The sequence below is a fragment of the Candidatus Woesebacteria bacterium genome, assembly GCA_016700095.1.
In the GTDB taxonomy this organism is placed as follows: domain Bacteria; phylum Patescibacteriota; class Microgenomatia; order UBA8517; family UBA8517.
The window spans coordinates 1,025,735-1,047,855 of sequence record CP065002.1 but is presented as its reverse complement, the minus strand read 5'-3'; the positions used below and the strand labels follow the sequence as shown (position 1 = coordinate 1,047,855).

The following is a 22,121-nucleotide window of genomic DNA, read 5'->3' as shown; positions in this document are numbered from 1 at the left end:
GTGGTTGTAGATCGAATCCTTAATAGAAGACGGATGCTACCGACTATTGTCGGTAGAGGACGTCATTTGATGATTAGTTTTGTAACCGCATAGGTGTTTGTTGCATCAAATTAATTCCAATAAAGGCGAGCCAATAATTATCTGTAGATAAAAAACAATACTTCTTGAAGCTACCAAACATTTTGTGTATGTGAATCATCATAACTTTCTTGAATCATACGCCCAATGGAGTAGTGCTTGTCGTTGTCGCGGGCGGCATGACAAATTGTGTTTGGCGCAATTTTTCTTAAGCTGAGCGATATGGCGTTTAACGGCTTTCCATCTTTTGATTTGCCTATCGTCGTCTAAAGTTCTCCGGCCCATGTAATATCTGCAGTACCACTGAAACCAACCCCGTGGGTCATTTTTGTTTATCCAGCCCTTTCGTTGCCAAAATGCAAGTGATTGACTGGCATCGACTCCAAAGTAATTTAGTGAGATATCTTTTTTGTGAGGTGATAGTTTTGCTTTGATAAACCAATCTTGCGGAAATTCGTCTGTACAGTCGGTCATATATTTGCCCCCAAATACTCCTAGCTCCAACATGTCTTTGGGTGTCAATTCCGGTGTAAAATCGGGATCAAAATTTTTCCCAACAGGCTCGGTTAGATAATATGTGTAATTTTTTTGCATATTATCATTTACACTAACGGTTATTTTCATAATTTATTTTACAGTATTTATATATTTACAAAAAACTTACTAAAACCTTTGTGTGTTCACATGAGTACCTTAGTTAGATGTATCAGTTTGGACCAAACAGATGTGATCAAAATGTGCTATAATGTACTTGTTCATTGAGAAATTAGTTGGAAAGAATGTGATTTTTGTTGAGTTACCATGAGTGAAGTTAAACATTATAAGGTGGGTGATAAGCTGGTAGAATTTGGTCAAGTTTTTAGAATATTTAAAATTGAGAATAAAACTGATTCCGAAGGACAACCGATTCGCATTTTGCATTTTAGACCTTACTATAAATCGCCTGAGAACAAAGGCATGATTTGCTCCATTCCGGAAAACAGCATCGGACAAACGAATATCAGAGAACCTATGTCGCGGGATGATGCAAAAATGATAATGAAAAAACTTTCCGAAGCACTTGATGACCAAATTGCAACAGACATAGATACTGTAAAGCAAGCTTTGGGTGAAAATGATCCACATACTACGGTACGGATACTCAGGAGCCTTTGGATGGAGAAGGTAACAAGTGAGACGTTTAGTAAAAGTAAAAAAGATATGTTTGAATTGTCTACATCGAGACTTGTTGAGGAATTGGCGCTCGTTATTGACATAACACCTGAAAAAACGGACAGTAAAATACGCGCTGCACTTGAAAAATTAGCCGCGTAGTATTGACAAATACCATATATAGGTAGTAGAATACCTGCTATGCCCAAAGTTATTAATCAGACTAAATCCAAGCAAAATTTAATGATTTGCTTGGTTTAATAACAGAAGTAAAAAATTAACCCCCCTCTTATTATTCCAACATTAAGCATATGGATGCTTTGTAAGGTGGTATGAAGAGAAATATATGAATCAAAATAATCAAAATATACAATTGACCGACAAAGGTCTAAGTTCGCTTAAAAAAGAACTGAATGAATTAGTAAATCTCAAACGTCCAAAATTGGTCGAGAGATTGGCTGGTGCGCGTGCAGATGGTGATTTGAAAGAAAATAGTAACTATCACAGCGCACGGGAAGAGCTTGGGTTTTTAGACGGAAGAATCGAGGAATTAGAGTATGTGATAAAAAACGCAAGCATTATTGATGATTCGGCGATTACTAATGGAGTTGCTATTGGAACGAGCGTCAAACTTAAAGTTAACGAAAAAGAAGTGGTCTTTCATATCGTCGGAGAATGGGAAGCGGATCCGATGCAGAAAAAAATTTCTCACGCGTCTCCTCTTGGCCAAGCCTTGGTTGGTCGGAAAGTCGGAGAAAAAGTTGATGTTGATGCACCGGCAGGCAAAGTCGTCTATGAAGTTCTGGCAATTGATTAATTTTAGGCGGTTGACGCTAGATCATTTTTTATGTAAATTACCCTGAATGTTAAATATAATAAACTCACAATCTAAGGACAAGACATCTTCCTGACGGGAGTTTGTCTTTTTTGCGTTGAGAAACTCCCGAAAGGGAGTTTTTTTTATGGTTAAAACCTTTTACTATCATGGAAATATTAGTACGAAACACCGAGTTACAAAATGTAGTAACCAGTGCAACCACAATTACCGGATCAGGTGATTTGACGATGCATCGCATACCACACGATGCTTTAATGGCAATGACTGCGCAAGTATCCGACATGATTGTCGGTTATAACAATGTTAACCCCGGTGAAATGCTGCCAAAGTCGCCTGAAGCGTTATTGGATCAATTCAAAGCAGGAGAAACGGTCATGATGATAACGAAAGATCATCCTGGTGCCAGTGGCGAGTGGACAGTTCTATATCATGGAACGATGTATCCGGCATTAAATACTCGGGGAGTTGCTGAAATTGGCATGCAAGTTGTCGAGTTTGGATCTGCTATAACACACCCAAATTACCGGGGTTGCAGTATAGGATCACTGGGTGGAAAACAAATTAAACAAAAAGCTGGTCAAATGTGGGGAGAAATGTTGGGAATAGCGACAATAAAACAAGCTGTGACTGCATGGGCATTTAACAAAGGAGCCGAAATGGAACCACTTAATTTTTCCACACATCCCTATTTGTCTTATTTGACCTGTTCATGTATTAATTGTTCGGAAAGAGTGGGTTTAACATGCGGCTATCGAAGAAGGCATAACCAGTCGGATAAAGAAGGCTTAGAGCATGTTTTAGATCGGAGTCAGGGTCCAAGAAGAATACCATGTACCTTAATTGCTACCAATACCATCAAAGCAGAGTGTTTTGAGGAAAGGTGTCGCCAATTGCATGCGTCACAAGGGAGAGTGCCTATCGAACCGGGAGAAAGCAGTATCTCACTAGATGCTTTTGGAAAAATCGGGGAATTCTTTGGAAATTTAATAAACTAATATGAATAAAATTATTGATACTTTTTGCGACTTGGTACGGATTGATAGCCCGTCGGGTCACGAAGAGGAAATACGAAAATATATTACCAACAGATTAACCAAACTCGATGTGAATTTCAGGGTTGATGAGGAGGGTAATGTGTTTGCAAAAATCGGTGAAGGTCGTAAACCGGTGGTGCTTTCATGTCATATGGATACGGTGGAACCCGGACGCGGTATTAAACCGGTAGTTAATAACGGCATTATTACAAGTGGTGGAAAAACGATATTGGGTGCGGATAACAAAGTGTGTATCGCAGCGATTTTAGAGACCCTTGATAATTTGCAGCTCAACCATCGACCACTTGAGTTGGTTTTTAGTGTCAGGGAAGAAACGGATAGTGGAATAAGTAAGTTTGATTTTCGTCAATTACACGCTACAAGCGGAATTGTTGCCGACAGCTCTTCCGAATTGGGTACTATAATTACTGCCTCACCTTGGATTACTGATTTAAAAATGGAGTTTGTCGGAAAACTGGCACATTCATCTATTCCAGAGAAAGGAAGAAATGTGCTTATTCCGACTATTGATGCTTTGTCGTTAATGACCATTGGAAGAGTCGACAAATTAACTACGTGTAATATCGGACTAATAAAAGGAGGAACCGCAACAAATACTATACCCGGAAGTATTAGTATTGAAGGTGAAATACGAAGCTTTTCATTCGCGACATTTAACGAGACATTGGTAAAAACCCGCAATGTTTTCGAAGCACAAGTAAGCAGTGGTGTCAAATTAATATATGAGGAAAAACCATATAGTGAAGGGTATCGTTTAGCCAAAAACGATAGGTGTTTGGGAGATGTAAAAAAAGCATTTGCTAAACTGGGAATAAAACCGAAATACAAAAATTCGTTTGGTGGTAGTGATGCTAACGCCTTTATTAAAAATGGTATAAAAGTAATTAATATTGGCGATGGAAGCAAAGATGCGCATACAACAAGCGAATCAGTAGAGATAAGTAAACTAATTCAACTGGGTGAATTGTATAATGCTTATGTTTCCATAAACACATAAGTTTGTTAAACTAGAAGCATCCTAAATAATAAATGAAAAATAGTAGATTAGAAGAAATTAGATCAATAAAACTTGCAAAAGTAGCTAAATTGCGTGAGATGGGCATTGATCCTTATCCGGCAAGCGCTAAGAAAGATTTTTCGAATTCTTATATATTAAATAACTACTCGAAGTTTGAAGGCAAAGAAATTTCGCTTGCGGGGCGATTGGTTGGATTGCGTGAGCATGGAAATATTGCCTTTGGTCATATTCAGGATGAAACGGGAAAATTGCAAGTATTTGTACAAAAAAAGACATTACATGAAACATCTCGTGAAAAACAAAACTTAGGTTTTACCGATTTTATAAAGTTGACTGATGTCGGAGACTTTTTGGAGGTTAATGGTGTGGTCGGGAAAACAGTCCGCGGTGAAATATCGCTAATACCTAGCGAAATAAAAATATTGACCAAATCAGTACGGCCTCTTCCCGAAAAATGGCACGGCATCAAAGATGAAGAATTGCGATATAGGCAAAGATATATCGATTTATTGGTTAACGACGACCTGAAGGATCTGTTTAGAAAAAAAGCCATGTTTTGGCAGAGTATCAGAAACTTCATGATCGATAAAGGTTTTCTTGAGGTCGAGACTCCGGTTTTGGAAAATACCGCAGGCGGTGCCGATGCTAATCCGTTTGTAACCCACCATGCCGCTTTTGATATCAATCTTTATTTAAGGATTTCTATGGGAGAACTGTGGCAAAAAAGATTGATGGTCGCCGGCTTTGAAAAAACATTCGAGATAGGTAGACAATTTAGAAACGAAGGATTAAGCCGTGAGCATCTTCAGGATTATACGCAAATGGAATTTTACTGGGCTTATGCCAGTTATGTTGATTCGATGCAACTTGTCGAAGAAATGTATAAGTACGTTGCGCAAAAAGTTTTTGGTAGTCTTAAATTTAAAATAAATGGATTTTCGATTAATTTGGATACCAAATGGGAAAAAATCGATTATGTAGATTCAATCAAGGCAAAGATGGGGATTGATGTATCGGTGGCAAGCATAGATGATCTCAAAAACAAGCTTAACGAATTAAAGATTAGATTTGAAAAAAGTGATACACAGGGGAGATTAATTGATTTATTGTGGAAACAGGTAAGAAAAGAAATTGGCGGTCCTGTTTTTCTCGTTGGGCATCCGGTTTTAGTGTCGCCCTTATCAAAGCGATTGGAAGATCGACCTGAATTTACCCAAAGGTATCAGATAATATTAGCTGGAAGTGAGATGGGGAATGGCTATAGTGAGTTAAACGATCCGGTTGACCAACAAGAAAGATTTAAGGCGCAGCAAGGCATGCGCGATGAAGGCGACAAAGAAGCGCAGATGCATGATTATGATTTCGTGCAAGCACTCGAATTTGGTATGCCTCCTGTTACCGGTTTTGGTGTTAGTGAGAGATTGTTTTCATTTCTAGCCGATTTACCTGTCCGTGAAGCAGTTCTTTTTCCTTTGCTCAAACCCGAAAGCATTAAGAAAGTAAAAAAACAAGAGAAATGACGAGAGATCAAGCAATAAATTTACTTCATAAGCATATTACAAACATTAACTTGCGTAGACATTGCTATGCTGTGGAAGCCGTCATGCGTTCTCTTGCTAAAAGATTTGGTGAAGATGAGGATATATGGGGTTTGGCGGGACTGATTCACGATGTTGATTATGAAGAAACAAAAGAAACTGCAAAAAAAGAACATACAATAAGAGCTCTGAAATGGCTTGATGAACTGGAAGCTCACTCGGATGTTAAATCGGCAGTCGCTGAGCATGCATGGAATTATGTAGACGGTGCTCCTCAACCAAGTACACGTATGGCATGGAGTTTGTATACATGTGATGAACTTACCGGGTTAATCGTTGCGGTTGCTCTGGTTAAACCCGAGAAGAAACTATCAGCCGTCACTGTTGGGTCAATTCAAAGTAAATGGAAACAAAAAGCATTTGCAGCCGGAGTTGATAGACAGCAGATAAAAATGTGTGAGGAAAGACTCGGTATTGCACTGGAGGAATTTATCGAGATCGCATTAACTTCAATGCAAAATATCCATGAAGATTTGGGCCTGTGATGGGTTAGTTTTTATTCTCATATGATCAAGATTCTACATAGAAGTCTGTGGATATTTGTAAACCGCGAGTTTAGTTTGTTATATAAGGTATGGGGACAAAAACCATAGGTAAAGAAAAAAAGTTTATGGTTATTTATGGTTAAACAGGTATTACTGTAACTTCTACTGACAATCTACCCCAATCTTCATTTGCTTCAACAGTTAATGTTGTTCCATGTGTGAGACATGACACTTTGTCACCTTGCTGAGCACCGTTTGTTATCGGAACTATATGGGAATTCAACCCATTTTTTCCAGGACACACGGCGTAAAACTCAGTTTGCATTGGTTCTTCTTTTCGTTCCCTCATAGAGTGAATGAAATCATATACGAAAGATTAGACAAGTATTTAAAGGCAACAAAATTGTCATTATATATTTATAACAAAGAAAAGTTATTATGTAAAATTTCACTGTTTGACACAACAGTCAATCTTACATAAAATACTCACATAATAGCATTGATGTTGGCCCGATACTGTCGGATTCCACCAACGGAGCTTGTCGGGGTAATAACCGACACGGGTTAGCCCGTAACAGCGTTAATAAAGTAGACTTGAAATTAACTTTTCAAGCAAAGTTGAGCTGGCACCTCCCCATCATACGGGGGCACAACACCTTACCTGATTGGAAGGTGTTTTTTTATTTCTGAACCAAAAAGTGTGAAATAACAAAACACTCTTACGTAAAGGTATACAGGAATTAATCATTAAAAATATGGCAAAAATATTAGTGGCAAGACACGCTGAAAGTATTGCAAACACAAAAGGGATTTATCAAGGCCAGACTTATAACACTGGGCTTTCTCCGCTTGGCAAAAAACAAGCAAAAGCACTTGCGGAAAGTTTGACACGGGATATAGACCAAATAATATCCAGTCCATTAAAACGAACCATGGAAACCGCACGAATCGTTTCCCAAAAAATCGGCGTTGAAGTTGTCTATGAACACGCAATAATCGAAACCAATCACGGCGAATGGGAGGGAAAAAACATTAAATGGATCAAAAACAATTATCCCGAGGTATTTGATTTATGGCAAAATATGCCATCAAAAGCTGTTTTTCCCTTTGGTGAGAAGTTTGTTGAAACAGCAGGTAGAGTGAGAAATTATATTATGGGTAAAACGTGGCAGGGAAATTCTTTGCTAATTACTCACGATAACATTGTGCGTGTCATGGTATGTATGGCCGAAAAAAGGCCAATTGACGATTTATGGAAATTTAAACTTGATCCTGCTGCTGTGACCGAATTTGATATCGTTGGAGTAAATGGCAGTAAAGAACTAAAACTCGTCAAGTTAAACGACACTGAGCATTTGACCAAACTGCGTTCCGATTTAAGTTCACATGCTTTGTGATGTTATAATAAGCGAAAATAAAATATGCTAGATATTAAATTTATTAGAGAAAATAAAGACTTAGTTAAAAAAGGTACTGCTGATAAGCAGATGGATGCGTCCTTGGTTGACAAAGTTTTAGCCCTGGATGAAAAGCGTAGAAATATACTTAAGGAAATTGAAGTTCTTCGTGCCGATAGGAATAAAATTGCCAAAGAGAAAAATATTAAAAAAGGCAAAGAAATTAAAGAAAAATTAAAACTAATCGAACCGGATCTTGAAAGGGCCGAAAGGGAGTTTAATGATGCACTTAATCTGATACCCAATCCCGCTTCCAGTGATGTAAAGGTGGGTAAGGGTGAGGAGGAAAATGAAGTAATTAAAAAATGGGGAGAAATTCCAAAATTTGATTTTGAACCTAAAGATCATTTAGAGTTGGGTGAAAAACTCGGGATACTCAGTCTCGAGGATGGCGCAAAAGTTGCAGGATCTCAGTTTTATTATCTTTATGGTGATGGTGCAATGCTCGAATTGGCGCTCGTACAATACGTTTTCGAGAAATTAAGAAAAGAAGGGTTTACTCCTGTTATTACTCCGGATTTGGCTAAATCAAGATTTTATTTAGGAACTGGATACGCTCCGCGTGGCGATGAAGCTCAAACTTATATGATTGAAGGAGAAGACTTGGGTCTTATTGCAACTGCTGAGGTTACATTGGCAGGTAAACATGCAGACGAAATTATTCCCGCAAACAAATTACCGATCAAATATATCGGTTATTCGCATTGTTTCAGGCAAGAGGCAGGAGCGTATGGCAAGTATTCGAGAGGAATGTATCGGGTACATCAATTTACAAAAGCTGAGATGTTTATTTACTGTGAACCTAAAGAGTCAAATAAGATGCACGATTACTTATTGGCTATGGAAGAAGCAATCTACCAAGAATTGGGTTTGCCATATCGAGTTTTGAAACAATGCACTGGAGATCTGGGGGCTATGGCTGCCAGGAAATATGATATAGAAGCCTGGATGCCGGGAAGAAACGATTATGGCGAAGTAACCTCCACATCAAACTGTACCGATTATCAGGCAAGAAATTTAAATATTAAATATCAGGCAAAGGGAGGCAAAAATGAATATGTACATATGTTAAATGGCACAGCAATTGCAACCTCGCGTACGCCAATTGCAATAATTGAAAACAATCAGCAAAAGGACGGAAGCGTTCTAATCCCCAAAGCGCTTCAGAAATGGATGGGGAAGGAGAGGATTAAATGACATGACTCCTGATCGCCCATATAAAGATAGACTGAACGCCGCGTTAAAGTTGGCAGAAAGTAAACAAAGAAAAGGAAGTAGTGGAAATATTGTCGTAACAGGCCCCGGAGTAGGCGAGTCTACAATTATTCGATATGATACGGATATTACAAGCAAGATAGTAGTAACAAAGCCTGAAGGTTTGAATAAGAATTAGAATAAATGATATAATACCCTATAATTAATTCTCCAATATTATTGCGGATTATTTATTATGGGAAAAGAGTATAAATGTAAGTCTTTCATAGGAGGTGGCTGTGCTTGGCAGCAAATGCTTGATCATAAAAATGCATTAGCCAAACCTGAAGAAAATATTTTGACCAACCTCTTGGGACCGCTGGGTAGACAACTTGTTTTCACACGAATGTTAAATCTGGAGATTGAAGCAAGAAAATGTACTAATTGTCCTCATAAAATAGGTAACCGTTAAATCTTTTGCAGTCTGTATTCTAGTTTCTCGTTTCCCGGAAGTAAAATTACTCTATCACCTGGCTTAACTTGTTCAGACAGCATCGCCTGGGAAATCAAATCAGCGATTGTCATATTTACCACTCTGTTCATCGGCCTTGCTCCGTAAGTTGGATGGTATCCGTCGATAGCCACTTTTTGCGGTAGACTTTCGTGAAGCTCGACAAAAATGTTTTTCTCAGCCATGCGACTTTTTAAAATATTTAACTTTATACTTGCTACTTTGGTTAATTCTTCGTACGTCAAAGGTTGGTAGACAACGACGCCATCGAAGCGGTTAATGAATTCGGGTGAAAAAATTCTTTCTCTGATTATATAATCTAATACCTGTTCGTTTAATTCATCACCGGTTGTACCTTGTGCAATAAGTTGGTTTATCAAATCCGATCCGGCATTTGATGTTGAAATGACAAAGGTATTGCGACAATCTACTTTTCTTCCAAAAGCATCTACGATGTACCCTTCATCTATGAGCGGAAGAAGAACATTGAATACTTCTTTTGAGGCTTTTTCCAATTCATCAAATAAAATCATTCCCGCGGGTTTGTTTCTAATTGCAGTCGTTAATATTCCGGGTTGATTCATCTGCAATGAACCGATTAATTTAATAAGTCCTTCCATGCCGATATATTCCCCCATATCAAAACGCATAATGTCATCGTGACCGTAGTAGACATTCGATAAAACTTTTGCGGTTTCTGTTTTTCCCACACCTGTTGGACCAAGAAACAAAAAGGTTCCGATTGGTTTGTTGCCGGTTGAGACATCCATGGCGCGTGATCTAAGACTTTGGGAAATCATTCTAATTGCACTGTCCTGACCTATTAATTTTTCTTTCAAATGGCTTTCCATGTTTGCCAATTTATGTTTATGTTGAGAGGTTAATGCGATGGTTGGTATGCCGGTTTTTTCAGATGTAACCGTGATAACATCTTCGCTCGTGACAATTTTTGAATTGTTTTGTTTAGTGTACAAAACACTTGCTTCTAATAATTCCAGAGCTTTTTGTGGGAACGGAGAATAGCTGGAAAAATTATCGGCTGTTATTACCATTTTCCTCAATACGGGAATCGGAATCGTAACACCTTGAGTGCTTTCTAATTCCGCAGCCCGATCAATAAGTACCTGGGTTGCAAATTCCGGGCTTAAGGGTTCCAGGTCAACTTTCTCAAAATAATTCATAAGTCGATAATTCCTTGATAAATATTTCTCGTATTCCTCAGGTGTAGATATGGCAATTAACACAATATTTTTTTTGGATAAATACTCTTCGAAAACATCGGTATAATCGACTCCTTCAAATTCCAAATTCGTTATGCGTTCCAAGTTTTTTAGTACGATTACAACATTTCCCGCACTGGCTCCCTCGGATAACATATTTTGGATTGCTACTTTTTTATCATTGTTGTCGGCAATTCCTTGAGTAAGTTTCACAATGCTTACCTCGACCAAACGTTGATACTGCTTGTCGAGTTTTTTTGCAAGTTCAAGTAATAAAGTTTTTTTCCCAACTCCCGGCATTCCCACAAGTAACATGCTAGATTTTGAGGAAAGGATGCGATCTATTCGCGCCATAACATCATCTCTACCTCGAAGCATGGGAGCTTTACTTCTTTCATATATTAAATCGCTTCCTATCTGGTCAATGACGGGAGTATAACCAAACAATAAATTAGCACCGATGCCTTTTATGTAGGTAGTTGAATTGGAATTGTCACCGGATTCAATTAGTCTACGTGTATCCCAAATCTCTGCGGCAAGCAACATGTCATCGGAGTGTATATCATTGTCGCGCCAGAAATTTTGAGAAAATAACCCACCCTGGATTAAATGAGCAAGTAGTTGTGCATATCCTACGTACTTATTTGAATAATCAAGAGCAATGTGTGATGACGAGCTTGTCAGTACGGTTTCGATATCCAATCCCAAATGATCTAAAACAAATTTTCCGGCTTGATTGTCGAAAATATTTTTTGTCGGATTATCGGATTTGAAGGCTTTGTCGACGATGTCCGCTACGAAATACTCAGGTCTTTTTTGTACACTTTTATATTTAGAATAACTTGCTATCGGAAACATTATCCACATAAGTAGACCAAATACCCCGAAAGTCATTAAAAACATCAGTACAATTACAGCAGTCACAATAAGTGATGTGCGAGTAAGAAAACCTACGACTCGGGAAGCAAAATTGAAGCTTAAATCATCTTTGAATTTGTCCCAATTGAACCCAGAACTTTTTTGCGTTTTGCCGAGTCTCTTCCATGGTGAGAAGAGTGTTCTAAAAAGAATAGGAAAGGAAAAGTATTTGAGCGTGGACTCAAATATATTTTCCCAGCTTTTTAGGTAATGACTAATTCCCTTACTGTAATGCCATCTGACAAATTCCATATTTTCGGTTAATAAAAAAATTATTCACGACCTTTCGGTTGTTACTTATCAAATTCAGTCTTTGACGAGATTAGGTTAATTCAATTCGTCCGTGACTTATTCACTTTTTGTGAATGAATTAAAATGTTAAAACTATTATATCAGGCTCGAGGTGGATCCAGAAATGGTATAACGATTTTGAAATTAGTTGGCGTTAATGTTGTGAGCACGTTTAAATAAATGTACCAAATTAAGTTTGAGTAAAACTTGACATATTTGGTGGATAATTTACAACATCTAATGAAACTCTCTGAGATTGGTGATTTGCCCTCATGTTTGGAGGTGGCATTAAGGATTGGATGTAATCTTTTAGCGCATTAATTTATAATTGCGAATTACGCCGTCCTGTAAATTGAAAAGTAATATTAGTGATTATAATTTTAATATGTATTAATTATGTCAATACTATACCCGTATCAATTTTTCCAACCAGGGAATGTTCTCATTTTTTCTTTTCCACCACAGATCTTCCCAAATATAATGAACCGCCAGCTGTTTAAACATTCCATATTTTTCAAAATGACTTAAGAGTTTTTCAACAGGGATTGGTGTTTCCGGGTCTTGATCAAAAAATACTTTAGAGTATATTTTTTGTTCCCAGGGAGATATGTGATTGAAGAAATCCCAATGATGAAATACGTCAAATAAAAGATACCAAACAGTAGCCGGTCCGACACCATAGAGCTTAAGAAGCTCAGTCCTCTGAAATTCTCTGTCTTTTTTTCTTAGTTCCATTTCATTAATAGTGCCGTTGGCGAAATAATCGTCAATTTTTTTAAGTGATTTTGCGCGGTAGCCTACCTTCAAATTCCTTAATTCTTGTTCAGTTGCGTTTTGCAAATCTCCCTCATTCCAGAAACACCAAAGTTCTTTGTTGTCGTACTCTAGTTTTGTTCCGTAGTTTTCAAGTAAAGCAGTAAACATTTGCATAGATCTTTTGACTGTTGCATTTTGAAGTACTATTCCGATAATCAAGTATTCGTACAAAGAACTGGGATGTCCCGGTCTCATACCGTAAAATTTAGTAATAATTGGTTGAAGTACTTTGTCTTTCTTGAAATGTGTATAAAAACCGCTAAGGTCTAGATTGAGGTTGTATCTGTATGTAATTTCTTTAATTAAAGTGGCAATAAATGATTTTGACAGTTTACGGGAATAATAAATTTCAACTTGAATTTTAGGTGTTTGCACACTTTTGATATTTACGAACTTAAGACCCAAAGTCTTGTTTTGCCAAACAAAAGTCTGCCATTTAACTCCTTTTTCCCAATAATTATCACCACTGGTGAAATGATCAGGTTTATGAAATGTGGCATCAAAATTAAATGGAGTTGTTGGCGTGATTATTGCAGTTTCGACTAGTGTTAATTTCATTTATGTTTAAAGTTGTTTAGAACGATTTTCTTATAAGCAGCTAATGATTTTTCTCGACTAACTTTATATTCAGACAAATGTTTTATAACCTTTTCCTTTCTTTTATAGTTACCGCAATATTTTGATATGTTTTTGTCCAGTCCAACATATTCGTAGATATTTTCCCACACTTTTCTTCTTTTGATAAACTTGTCTACTGAGTCTTGTGTAATTTTCCATACTTTGCCATCCAAACCAACTCTCCAGTAAAGCCAAAGTTGAAGGAAATGAAAAATGTCATGCAATTCTTCCTTCATACCTGATTTGTTAAATCTAACAACCTCGTGAAGATACTCATTTATTTCGGCAATTATGTGTTTAACGGTAATACGGTTTCCTGCAGTGTAATTTTTTATGTAGTTACTAATTTTCATTTGTTTATGTAGTATTTCTTCCCCTTAATTTTTTCGGGCAATAAACTTTCTTGCGTATAAGGCTTGTATCCCTCTCCATACTTTAACTTTTTCATTAATTCAGTTGGAGCATTACGAAGATTAAGAGGAATTGGCAAATTTCCATGTTTTCTAACATCTTCTAAAGCTTTCATGTAGGCATTGTACGCCCTGCGGTCTTTTGGAGATTGAGCCAGATAGACCGTACCTGCCGCTAAATTTTCCTGACATTCGGGATAGCCAATTTGCTGGCAAGCTTGGAAGACTGCGTTTGCAACCACAAGTGCAGTTGGGGAGGCAACATCTTCTGAGGCAAAAACTACCATTCTTCTGGCAATAAACAAAGGATCCTGTCCCGCTTCTACCATGCGAGCCAGATAATAAAGCGCAGCATTTACATTACTCGCGCGCATTGATTTTATATATGCTGAAATTATATTGTAAAAATCTTCACCATTTTTGTCGAAAGTATATTGCCGTTTTTGGAGAGCATTTTCTATCTCCGTGAGTTTAATCGACTCCGATTTTCCAATATTAGCTGCAATTTCTAGTACATTTAAAGCTACCCTTGCATCACCGTTTGCAGAGGTTGTGAGAAATTTTCTGGCGTTAGATTCCATTGTTATATGTAAAAATTTTTCTCCGTTTCGTATAATTTTTCTAATATCTTTTTCCCCAAGCTGTTCTAGGACTAATACGCGGCACCTTGATAGAAGCGGACCAATGACCTCAAACGACGGATTTTCGGTTGTAGCTCCGATTAAAACAATTTCACCTTTCTCCACGTGAGGTAATAATCTGTCCTGTTGGGCTTTGTTAAAGCGGTGGATTTCATCCAAAAAAACAACCGGTGACGCAAAAATAGAAGACTGGTTATGTTTCGTCTTCTCATCTCTTACCACCTTTTGAATATCTTTGACCGATGTGTTTACAGCAGAAAACTCGATAAACTCACGATCGAGTTCATTGGCAATAATTCTTGCAAGTGTAGTTTTCCCTGATCCTGGAGGTCCCCAAAAAACGAGAGAGGGGAAAAAGTTGGTTTTATTGGCGTTCTTAATTAAATTATTAATAATCTTGTCTTTACCCACAATATTTTTCTGACCGATGTAGTGTCTAAGCGACTTTGGTCTAAGTTTTTCGGGAAGTGGGGTATTGTCCATGTAAAAATTATAATCCGAATAAATACCGAAGTAAATAATTATCTCGATTCACTAAATACGCACAATACCTTTTCTAAATTTAAACGTCCGATTTTAACTGTGATGCTAGTCAAAAATTATAATCAACACTTAAGGTGTTTACGTTGAGATAATGATATTATCAATATATGGCAAGCCGACATATAAGTAGCAGATTTTCTCAAATAATATTTACACTCAAAAACATAGCTATAATCGTGTACCGAACACGGCCGAAAATGTTTGTCAGTGTAATACTCCTTAACGCTTTGTGGGGTTTCTCGTCAGTTCCAGGATTTTATTTAGAAAAATTAATGATCGATAACCTAATTAAGGGTATTGGAAACGGTAATCTTCAAGCCGTTTTGATACCGATCGGATTTATTATTTTCGCTTATCTTGTACTTGAATTAACCAGAAATACACTTAGTGGATTTAATAGATTGTTCCAGAGAAATTTATCAAGAATATTGGACGTTGAATTGACAGCCTTAATTGGGAAGAAACTTACCCAAATTGATATGTCGATGATCGAGAGTCCGAAATATCGGGATCGTTTTGAGAGGATTCAGAAAGAGGCGGGAAGGAGGGCTTGGGGTTTGATGTTTGCCTTTTCCGATATTCCTAATTACCTTGTAGGTTTTATTACGGCACTTGTTGTTTTGTTAGTTGTAAATCCCATTGTTTCTTTGGCGATAGTCGTGTTTTCATTACCGAAGTTTTTCGCCCATTCGAAATATATCAAGAAAGATTATGAATTACACAAAGAATTATCCTATCACAGGAGAATTTGGGGAAAGCTCGAATATTATCTATCAGGGAACAATAACTACATGGAATTAAAAGTTCTCAATTTGTCTGACCATCTATCAAACAAATTGCATAACATTTTTAACTTCGTATTGCAGAAGGAAATTGATCATTCAACCAAACGCGAAAAAGCGCGGTCATATACAGATATTCCCTTAATTATAGTGGAGTTCGTGACTTATATATATCTGGCAATACTTGTATTAGTATCGACCATTACTCTAGGTAGCTTTCAGCTCTATATACAATCTTTCAGATCCGCACGTTCAAACTTATCCGGTCTGGTATATGCCTTCCTTGATATTTTTGAAAATTATATTTACGTGAAAGACCTGGTTTGGTTTTTGAATCTAGAACCCAAGATAGAGAAGGATAATCCCGACGCTATAAAAATTGATACGGTAAACAAAATCGAATTTAATAACGTTTCTTTTAGATATAAGAAAAGCTCCGATTGGATATTAAAAGACATTGACTTTCATATAAAAGCTGGGGAGAAAATCGCGATAGTAGGTGAAAATGGTGCCGGAAAAACTACTTTAATCAAACTTCTTGGAAGATTTTACGATCCTCAAAAAGGTCAAGTGCTTATCTCCGGAGAGAATATAAAAAATATTGACTTAACCAGCTGGCGTAAAAGGCTAGCCATCTTATTTCAAATGTTTGAACTTTATCCATTTTCTGCCAAAGAAGCGATTGGATTTGGTGACATCGAAAATATCGACAACATCGACGAAATTAAAAAAGCTGCCGAAAAGTCGGGAATTGACAGGTTTATCGAAAAATTACCTTTAAAATACAATAATCCTGTATCACCTGAATTTGAGCACGGTGTGCAGCCGTCGATTGGACAATGGCAAAGATTTGGTATTGCCAGAATGTTGTTTAGAAAAAATGCCGATGTAATCATACTTGATGAACCGACTAGTAATGTAGATCCGGAAGCCGAGGAAAAAATATTTCAAGAATTAAAGGAATCAACCAAAGGGAAGATATTAATCTTTGTGACACAGAGATTTTCTACTGTAAAGATAGCCGACAGGATATTTGTACTAGATGATGGGAGAATTATTGAAAAGGGGACGCATAGTTTCTTAATGGCTAAAAATGGTAAATATGCTAGACTTTTTAAATTACAGGCTGATAGTTACAAAATGTAAATAGTAATATGAGTGCAATTGATTATTTGGCAGGTAGAAAAATACTCGAGAAAGAAAATTCAAAAGTTAATGGTGAAATAACTGTTGTTAAAGAATTGCTCTGGGGAGTAAGTATCTTTGCAGGTGGCTTACCACAATCAGGAGGTCTTGCCAAAAAAATCTGGATGAAGCCGCTTGTGGAAGTCAAAAAGATTACCAAATCAAATCCGCCCAAAAATGTTTTGATACTTGGATTTGCAGGAGGAGGAATGTCGCATATGGTCCGTAAGCATTGGCCAAAGGCAGAGATTATTGGAATTGACATTGATCCGATCATGGTAAAATTTGGAAAAAAATATTTGAATTGGGAGGAAAGTGGGGCGAAAGTAAGGATCAAAGATGCGATTTCATTTATTGAAGAGACGAAAAAAAATGGCAATAAGTACGACCTGATATGTGTTGATATGTATGTTGGTGCAAGCGTTCCCGAGCAATTCAATACATTAAAGTTTGTAAAAAGTGTTAAAGCAATTATGAGCAATGAAGGTATTAGTGTTTTTAACAGATTATATGGAAAAAACAATCGAGAGATTGCCGATAAATTTAAAAAGATTTTACAAAATGTATTCTCAAAAGTTCGTGCTGTTCGGCCAGAAGCAAATATAATGTTTATTTGTAGCAACATAGTTTAAATCTTCATATACATAAATTTTAATTATTGACACGGATTATTTTTAGTGCTTAGACTAGAGGTAACCAAACTTTTCTTATGAAACCAAAGAGACAAATGTTTGCCACCTTGTGGCATGTATGGAAGATATTGTGGGATACACCGCTTGTATATATTTTCTTTTTATTGCTTCAAGTTTCTTTTGCATTACTTACACCGACATCGGTTGAAGCATCCCCGTTTACATATATAGGTGAGTATTCGACCAATGTAAATGATGCTGACGTTGAAGGAGAATATCTGTATGTTGCGGCGGTTGAAAAAATAGAGGTATTCCAAATCCACAACGAGGATCAGATTACAAAAGTAGCAGAGTACGTAGAGCCAGGGTGTAGCTTTAAAGCGATAGATGCTGTAGGTAAAAGGGCTTATGTAACTCAGGGTGATTACGATTGTAATTACAGCATGGATATAATCGATTTTTCTGAATTTGCAAATCCCCACAAGTTGCTCGATGAATCACTCCCCCGAGGCGCAATTGGTACGCAAGAAATAAAAGTTGTAGGAAATATGGTTTATACTGTGGGCAACCTTTCAATTGTTGATTTTTCAGATATTCATGACCCGGTTGTTTATCCAAAATACACTCCAAGAAATGGACTTACCTTTAATGACCTGGAGGTATTGGGGGATTTGGTGATTATTACAAGTGCGACCGGTGGTTTTTATGTTATAAATATTTCCAATCCTGCAATGCCTTTTGTTGTAACGACTAAAGATTTGCCACCTGGTCAATTAGCTAATCATCATCCTGTCGGTATTTATAAAATTGGCAATTATGGGTATATACCGATACAAGAGAGTGCCTTGAGAGTTTATGACTTATCTGATTTTGGGAATATAAGTCAAGTATCATCGTTAACTATTCCGTCAGATTCAAGATATATAGAAGGATTAGATAATTTTGTATTTGTTGCATCGACAAGATATGGAATAACTGCTGTTGATGTAACTAACCCATTCGATCCGCAATTAGTTGATACATATCTTCAGGATGGTGCAAAATTTCAAAAGTTAGCTTTAGGAAAGGGGTTAATTTTTGGAGTAAACACAAATGGAGGGGTAACTGCTCTCAAGTTTGAAGGTATGGAAACACCACCGGATAATACACCAGGTTTTATGGATTTACCGTGGGACTACACAAGCGATAATTTAAGTTTTTCGCAAGCAGCTCTTGCAATAAATTCTTACTTCGATCATGAATACCCGTTATTAAGTGTGAGACATGTGTTGGAGGAACCTTTAAGCGCAAGATCTTCAGTTCTGCCGTTTTTCAGGTCATCGATTGATCTCAATATCAACTATTCAAGTCATGACGGTTATGATTGGGGTAGAAAAGCCGGTGCTCATTACGGTGATAATATACTTGCAGCAGCGGGTGGAATAGCTACATATACAAATTCCTGTGCGGCTTGCGGCAATGCGGTTTACATCGACCATGAAAACGGCTATCAGTCCCGATACTATCATCTGATGGACGAAGGATTAATCACCAGTAACCTACAAGAAGGCGTGCGTGTTATAAAAGGACAAAAAATTGGACAAGTCGGTTTTAGTGGAAACACCATGCCGGTGGGTCAAAATGGAGCACATATTCATTTCATGGTAATCAAAGATAAAAATGCCGACGGACAGTTTAATGACAATATTCCCGATGGTATTGTTGATCCCTTTGGTTGGTTGGGAGACATACCTGACCCATGGACAAATTACACATTTACACTAAATGGAGTTGTCAAAACTGGAATAGCAAGTGAATATTTATGGTCGCACGATTTGACTGGTAAGAAAGAAAATGTTCCATCGACAGGAAAAGAAGTTCAGATGGAACAAATTAAAGTTGTGTTCCCGGAGAATTCGTATTCGACTAACTTTCGTTTGAATATGAATTCATCTCCGATAGTCGTATTGTCACAAACAACAGAATCAATCGGCCCGGCAGTTAGCTTGGTTGCAATAACACAAGAAGGAGATAGTATTACTCACTTTGATAGTCCGTTTAAAATATATTTTGATTTCAGTAGTTTTGATACCACGGATTACAATTTAGATACTCTTGCAATTTACTCAAGTAATGACGGAACCAACTGGGATAAAGAAGTTACACAGATAAACCAGAATGAGAAAATTGCGTGGATCGAGATAAATCATTTAACGTACTTTGCACTTATGGGAGATAAAAACGATATCGATAAACCACAAACAGCGATTGACATCGTGGGTGAAAAAGGAGAGGGGAATTGGTATTCCTCAAACGTAAGAGTGCAATTAGATGCAACCGATAACTTTTCGGGGGTGGATTATACAGCCTATAAGCTAAACGACGGTGATTGGAAAGAGTATGTTGGTGAAATGGAATTTGATAGCGAAAGCCATTATGTAATTGAGTATTACTCGGTCGATAAAGCGGGTAATGTCGAGGAGAGTAAAATAATTGAATTTAATATCGACAAAACCAATCCCGAAATAAGAGTATATTTCGATCGGATAACTGAAAGAATCAAGGTTATTCCGACTGGCGGAAATGATCAAATAATCAGAGAAAACAAAAAATTTGGAAAAGCTAGATATCGGGCAACAGACATTGCCGGTAATTTTATCGAAGTCGATGTATATGAAATGAACCTACTATTAATTCATGGTTTTAGTATAGATACAATTACATATGATCACGAAGAGACAGTAAACATCAATAATAATTATTTCTCAACTGTGTACGATACAAAAAAGGGAAAGATCATTGTTTTTGGCCAATCGTGGTTGTTGGGTAACAATCTAATTAAATTAGTATATCAACCGCTTAAAAACAAGACTTTGGTAATTGACACATCTGTTTCAAGTAAAATCGAGACGAACGATGGTTTGTCGATGTTGTCAATAACTTCTAATAATGGTAGTTTAAAAGTTGAAAGAGAATGAACAAAAGAATTTTACTAGCCCTTTCAATTATTGTTACTTCCGTTTTGGTATTTAGTTTTCATTTATTTGATACAAACAAAAACAACGAAAACAACATTTCACCAACGCGTGAGGTGTCATCCGGGAAAGAAACAAAAACCTTTACATCGTCAAATGTTTTAAATTTCAGCATAGTGGTACCTAGCGAATATGATGTAACTGAATCCGTAGCAAGTGTAGATATAATAAATAGTAATAATAAAATATCGATAATTCGAAATAGCACTAATCATGCGAACTTAATTGACTATCTGTCGTACCATGATTCACTTAGAAATATTGAAAATACACTTACTATTGAAGAAATGATAGACGGATACGAAAGTGCTGCGAGAATTAGTCATTATACAGATATTGATAAACATGTTAAGTCATATTTTATATTTATAAATAGTGATGTATATATCCTATCCACCGAGGATGAAGAAATGTATGAGGATCTTGACCGAATCGCTAAATCATTTAAATATCTTCCCTGATTTACTTCTTCTCAAAGTGTGTTTGTTTGAAATAAAGTAGCAGTGACCCTAAGCCAACGAGCAGGAAACCAAGGGATGATAAAAATCCAACAACAGGAATAACCTTAAGAATCGAATAAACGAGAAAACCTACTACAAACATTTTCATTGGTGTTTGTGCTTTATTTATTTTCTTCAAAATAAGTGCCCCAACCCACGTCATTGTAAAGAATTTAGCAAGGTAAAGTGCCATGAAATAAGCAAACATTAAAAATGTTGCCGTTGGTATGCCGACGATGGTGATAAAAACTAATATAATTAATATTGGAAGCATAATAAAAGACACGAAACCATACCCCAAACTAAGCCAAGGCTTTTTATCAATTACATTAGCTATATTTGATATGCATTTTGAGAACAATTTTACAAATATTATGCCAAACAAGAATGTACTAACAAACCAATAAACGCGAAATCCATGATTAACCGTTTTTGCTATTGCAAGGTCGTCTTGTGGTGTGGATGGAACAATGGATACTTTTTTCGTAACCGTACCGCCTACTGTTGCAGTTTCGTCAATTGAAGCGTCATAGTAGCTCCAGTAAGTCAGATCTCCGGTAACAGAAGCTTTTGAGGTAAGTCTTAAGTCTTCGACATTTGATTCCACATTACCACCAACAACATTTGACAGCGTGAGAGTTCCGTTACCAGTTTTTATGTCACCATCGATACGACCCGACAAATATGTATTTCCACTTGCCCCGACTATATTTCCAAGTATATGTGCGGATTCAGTCACATTAACATTTCCTGCTCCAAAAGATAGATTGCGCCCTACGTCACCTGTTACACTAACGTTTCCACCGAGTACTCTAACGTTTTGACTCACACTTCCTCCAATGATAACTTCGCCACCGGCGACGAGAACATCTCCGTTTATTTTTCCTTGTACTATTACTATTCCTCCGGCTGCATATACATCACCATTTACCGTACCATATATTTCTACACGCTCACCAAATGCCAAATAGTCACCATCTATTACCTTATCCTGAGAAAGTGAGGTAATTTTAGGAGACTCCGAATGATCACGGGCGTAAATAGCGGTGGTAGTAATTGGCACGACCAGTGATAAAAGTAAAAGGACGATAAATAACCTGAATTTTTTCATATAGTTATCATTTTATTTAGAATACTTAGTTTGGTCAATAGCCACGCACCAAAT

Annotated in this window: 21 protein-coding genes; 14 read left to right on the top strand and 7 right to left on the bottom strand. The window is 37.1% G+C overall.

What is annotated here, in order from left to right:
- Positions 1–198 precede the first annotated feature (198 nt).
- The gene (locus IPM62_05195; protein QQS38752.1) at positions 199–702 is read right to left on the bottom strand and encodes a hypothetical protein; all 504 of its coding nucleotides are present in this window, start codon (positions 700–702) and stop codon (positions 199–201) included.
- A gap of 177 nt (positions 703–879) precedes the next feature.
- Between IPM62_05195 and IPM62_05190 the strand changes: the two genes are divergently transcribed.
- The 6 genes from IPM62_05190 to IPM62_05165 all read left to right on the top strand — a co-directional run bounded on the left by IPM62_05190 (position 880) and on the right by IPM62_05165 (position 6,224).
- Positions 880–1,392 carry a hypothetical protein gene (locus IPM62_05190; protein QQS38751.1) on the top strand — a complete coding sequence of 171 codons (513 nt, stop codon included), beginning with the start codon at positions 880–882 and terminating at the stop codon, positions 1,390–1,392.
- Between the two features lie 184 nt (positions 1,393–1,576).
- The gene (gene greA, locus IPM62_05185; protein ID QQS38750.1) at positions 1,577–2,047 is read left to right on the top strand and encodes a transcription elongation factor GreA; all 471 of its coding nucleotides are present in this window, start codon (positions 1,577–1,579) and stop codon (positions 2,045–2,047) included.
- Positions 2,048–2,214: 167 nt separating this feature from the next.
- Positions 2,215–3,063 (top strand): hypothetical protein, encoded by an 849-nt coding sequence (locus IPM62_05180; GenBank protein QQS38749.1) that lies wholly within the window; start codon positions 2,215–2,217, stop codon positions 3,061–3,063.
- A gap of 1 nt (position 3,064) precedes the next feature.
- A complete protein-coding gene (locus tag IPM62_05175) occupies positions 3,065–4,120 on the top strand; it encodes a M20/M25/M40 family metallo-hydrolase (GenBank protein ID QQS38748.1) in 1,056 nt (351 codons plus the stop codon).
- Positions 4,121–4,152: 32 nt separating this feature from the next.
- A complete protein-coding gene (gene lysS / locus IPM62_05170; protein ID QQS38747.1) occupies positions 4,153–5,661 on the top strand; it encodes a lysine--tRNA ligase in 1,509 nt (502 codons plus the stop codon).
- Positions 5,658–6,224, top strand: coding sequence for an HDIG domain-containing protein (locus IPM62_05165; protein QQS38746.1), 567 nt, complete (start codon positions 5,658–5,660; stop codon positions 6,222–6,224). Before lysS ends, IPM62_05165 begins: the two co-directional genes overlap by 4 nt.
- Positions 6,225–6,363: 139 nt before the next feature.
- Here the strand turns inward: IPM62_05165 and IPM62_05160 are convergent, their stop codons facing one another.
- The gene (locus IPM62_05160; protein QQS38745.1) at positions 6,364–6,573 is read right to left on the bottom strand and encodes a hypothetical protein; all 210 of its coding nucleotides are present in this window, start codon (positions 6,571–6,573) and stop codon (positions 6,364–6,366) included.
- Positions 6,574–6,979: 406 nt separating this feature from the next.
- Here IPM62_05160 and IPM62_05155 point away from each other — a divergent pair, with 406 nt between their 5' ends.
- From IPM62_05155 to IPM62_05140, 4 genes are read left to right on the top strand one after another with little or no spacing between them, the layout of a single operon-like run.
- Positions 6,980–7,621 (top strand): histidine phosphatase family protein, encoded by a 642-nt coding sequence (locus IPM62_05155; protein ID QQS38744.1) that lies wholly within the window; start codon positions 6,980–6,982, stop codon positions 7,619–7,621.
- 24 nt (positions 7,622–7,645) lie between these two features.
- Positions 7,646–8,878, top strand: coding sequence for a serine--tRNA ligase (gene serS, locus IPM62_05150; protein QQS38743.1), 1,233 nt, complete (start codon positions 7,646–7,648; stop codon positions 8,876–8,878).
- A 1-nt stretch (position 8,879) separates the two neighbouring features.
- Positions 8,880–9,074: a hypothetical protein gene (locus IPM62_05145; protein ID QQS38742.1), complete on the top strand. Its 195-nt coding sequence runs from the start codon at positions 8,880–8,882 to the stop codon at positions 9,072–9,074.
- Between the two features lie 57 nt (positions 9,075–9,131).
- Positions 9,132–9,347: a hypothetical protein gene (locus IPM62_05140; GenBank protein QQS38741.1), complete on the top strand. Its 216-nt coding sequence runs from the start codon at positions 9,132–9,134 to the stop codon at positions 9,345–9,347.
- Here the strand turns inward: IPM62_05140 and IPM62_05135 are convergent.
- The 4 genes from IPM62_05135 to IPM62_05120 form a co-directional block, all read right to left on the bottom strand.
- The gene (locus IPM62_05135) at positions 9,344–11,776 is read right to left on the bottom strand and encodes an ATP-dependent Clp protease ATP-binding subunit (GenBank protein QQS38740.1); all 2,433 of its coding nucleotides are present in this window, start codon (positions 11,774–11,776) and stop codon (positions 9,344–9,346) included. The two genes, IPM62_05140 and IPM62_05135, sit on opposite strands and share 4 nt — an antisense overlap.
- 444 nt (positions 11,777–12,220) lie before the next feature.
- Entirely contained in the window at positions 12,221–13,189 is a 969-nt protein-coding gene (locus tag IPM62_05130) for a hypothetical protein (GenBank protein ID QQS38739.1), read from the bottom strand.
- The gene (locus IPM62_05125; GenBank protein QQS38738.1) at positions 13,186–13,602 is read right to left on the bottom strand and encodes a hypothetical protein; all 417 of its coding nucleotides are present in this window, start codon (positions 13,600–13,602) and stop codon (positions 13,186–13,188) included. The genes IPM62_05130 and IPM62_05125 overlap by 4 nt, the downstream gene beginning before the upstream one ends.
- Entirely contained in the window at positions 13,599–14,783 is a 1,185-nt protein-coding gene (locus IPM62_05120; protein ID QQS38737.1) for a replication-associated recombination protein A, read from the bottom strand. Before IPM62_05120 ends, IPM62_05125 begins: the two co-directional genes overlap by 4 nt.
- Positions 14,784–14,950: 167 nt before the next feature.
- Here IPM62_05120 and IPM62_05115 point away from each other — a divergent pair, with 167 nt between their 5' ends.
- From IPM62_05115 to IPM62_05100, 4 genes are all read left to right on the top strand, one after another.
- The gene (locus tag IPM62_05115) at positions 14,951–16,771 is read left to right on the top strand and encodes an ABC transporter ATP-binding protein (protein ID QQS38736.1); all 1,821 of its coding nucleotides are present in this window, start codon (positions 14,951–14,953) and stop codon (positions 16,769–16,771) included.
- 8 nt (positions 16,772–16,779) lie between these two features.
- The gene (locus tag IPM62_05110; protein ID QQS38735.1) at positions 16,780–17,442 is read left to right on the top strand and encodes a fused MFS/spermidine synthase; all 663 of its coding nucleotides are present in this window, start codon (positions 16,780–16,782) and stop codon (positions 17,440–17,442) included.
- A 77-nt stretch (positions 17,443–17,519) separates the two neighbouring features.
- The gene (locus IPM62_05105) at positions 17,520–20,399 is read left to right on the top strand and encodes a peptidoglycan DD-metalloendopeptidase family protein (GenBank protein ID QQS38734.1); all 2,880 of its coding nucleotides are present in this window, start codon (positions 17,520–17,522) and stop codon (positions 20,397–20,399) included.
- The gene (locus tag IPM62_05100) at positions 20,396–20,917 is read left to right on the top strand and encodes a hypothetical protein (GenBank protein ID QQS38733.1); all 522 of its coding nucleotides are present in this window, start codon (positions 20,396–20,398) and stop codon (positions 20,915–20,917) included. Before IPM62_05105 ends, IPM62_05100 begins: the two co-directional genes overlap by 4 nt.
- A gap of 1 nt (position 20,918) precedes the next feature.
- Here the strand turns inward: IPM62_05100 and IPM62_05095 are convergent, their stop codons facing one another.
- Positions 20,919–22,067 (bottom strand): polymer-forming cytoskeletal protein, encoded by a 1,149-nt coding sequence (locus tag IPM62_05095; GenBank protein ID QQS38732.1) that lies wholly within the window; start codon positions 22,065–22,067, stop codon positions 20,919–20,921.
- Between the last annotated feature and the right edge of the window lie 54 nt (positions 22,068–22,121).

Coding starts and splice junctions, on each gene's coding strand:
- IPM62_05115 (QQS38736.1), top strand. CDS start 14,951: ATGGCAAGCCGACATATAAGTAGCAGATTTTCTCAAATAATATTTACA.
- IPM62_05155 (QQS38744.1), top strand. CDS start 6,980: ATGGCAAAAATATTAGTGGCAAGACACGCTGAAAGTATTGCAAACACA.
- IPM62_05165 (QQS38746.1), top strand. CDS start 5,658: ATGACGAGAGATCAAGCAATAAATTTACTTCATAAGCATATTACAAAC.
- IPM62_05110 (QQS38735.1), top strand. CDS start 16,780: ATGAGTGCAATTGATTATTTGGCAGGTAGAAAAATACTCGAGAAAGAA.
- IPM62_05145 (QQS38742.1), top strand. CDS start 8,880: ATGACTCCTGATCGCCCATATAAAGATAGACTGAACGCCGCGTTAAAG.
- IPM62_05135 (QQS38740.1), bottom strand. CDS start 11,776: ATGGAATTTGTCAGATGGCATTACAGTAAGGGAATTAGTCATTACCTA.
- IPM62_05120 (QQS38737.1), bottom strand. CDS start 14,783: ATGGACAATACCCCACTTCCCGAAAAACTTAGACCAAAGTCGCTTAGA.
- IPM62_05175 (QQS38748.1), top strand. CDS start 3,065: ATGAATAAAATTATTGATACTTTTTGCGACTTGGTACGGATTGATAGC.
- serS (QQS38743.1), top strand. CDS start 7,646: ATGCTAGATATTAAATTTATTAGAGAAAATAAAGACTTAGTTAAAAAA.
- IPM62_05160 (QQS38745.1), bottom strand. CDS start 6,573: ATGAGGGAACGAAAAGAAGAACCAATGCAAACTGAGTTTTACGCCGTG.
- IPM62_05100 (QQS38733.1), top strand. CDS start 20,396: ATGAACAAAAGAATTTTACTAGCCCTTTCAATTATTGTTACTTCCGTT.
- IPM62_05125 (QQS38738.1), bottom strand. CDS start 13,602: ATGAAAATTAGTAACTACATAAAAAATTACACTGCAGGAAACCGTATT.
- IPM62_05140 (QQS38741.1), top strand. CDS start 9,132: ATGGGAAAAGAGTATAAATGTAAGTCTTTCATAGGAGGTGGCTGTGCT.
- IPM62_05180 (QQS38749.1), top strand. CDS start 2,215: ATGGAAATATTAGTACGAAACACCGAGTTACAAAATGTAGTAACCAGT.
- greA (QQS38750.1), top strand. CDS start 1,577: ATGAATCAAAATAATCAAAATATACAATTGACCGACAAAGGTCTAAGT.
- lysS (QQS38747.1), top strand. CDS start 4,153: ATGAAAAATAGTAGATTAGAAGAAATTAGATCAATAAAACTTGCAAAA.
- IPM62_05105 (QQS38734.1), top strand. CDS start 17,520: ATGAAACCAAAGAGACAAATGTTTGCCACCTTGTGGCATGTATGGAAG.
- IPM62_05195 (QQS38752.1), bottom strand. CDS start 702: ATGAAAATAACCGTTAGTGTAAATGATAATATGCAAAAAAATTACACA.
- IPM62_05130 (QQS38739.1), bottom strand. CDS start 13,189: ATGAAATTAACACTAGTCGAAACTGCAATAATCACGCCAACAACTCCA.
- IPM62_05095 (QQS38732.1), bottom strand. CDS start 22,067: ATGAAAAAATTCAGGTTATTTATCGTCCTTTTACTTTTATCACTGGTC.
- IPM62_05190 (QQS38751.1), top strand. CDS start 880: ATGAGTGAAGTTAAACATTATAAGGTGGGTGATAAGCTGGTAGAATTT.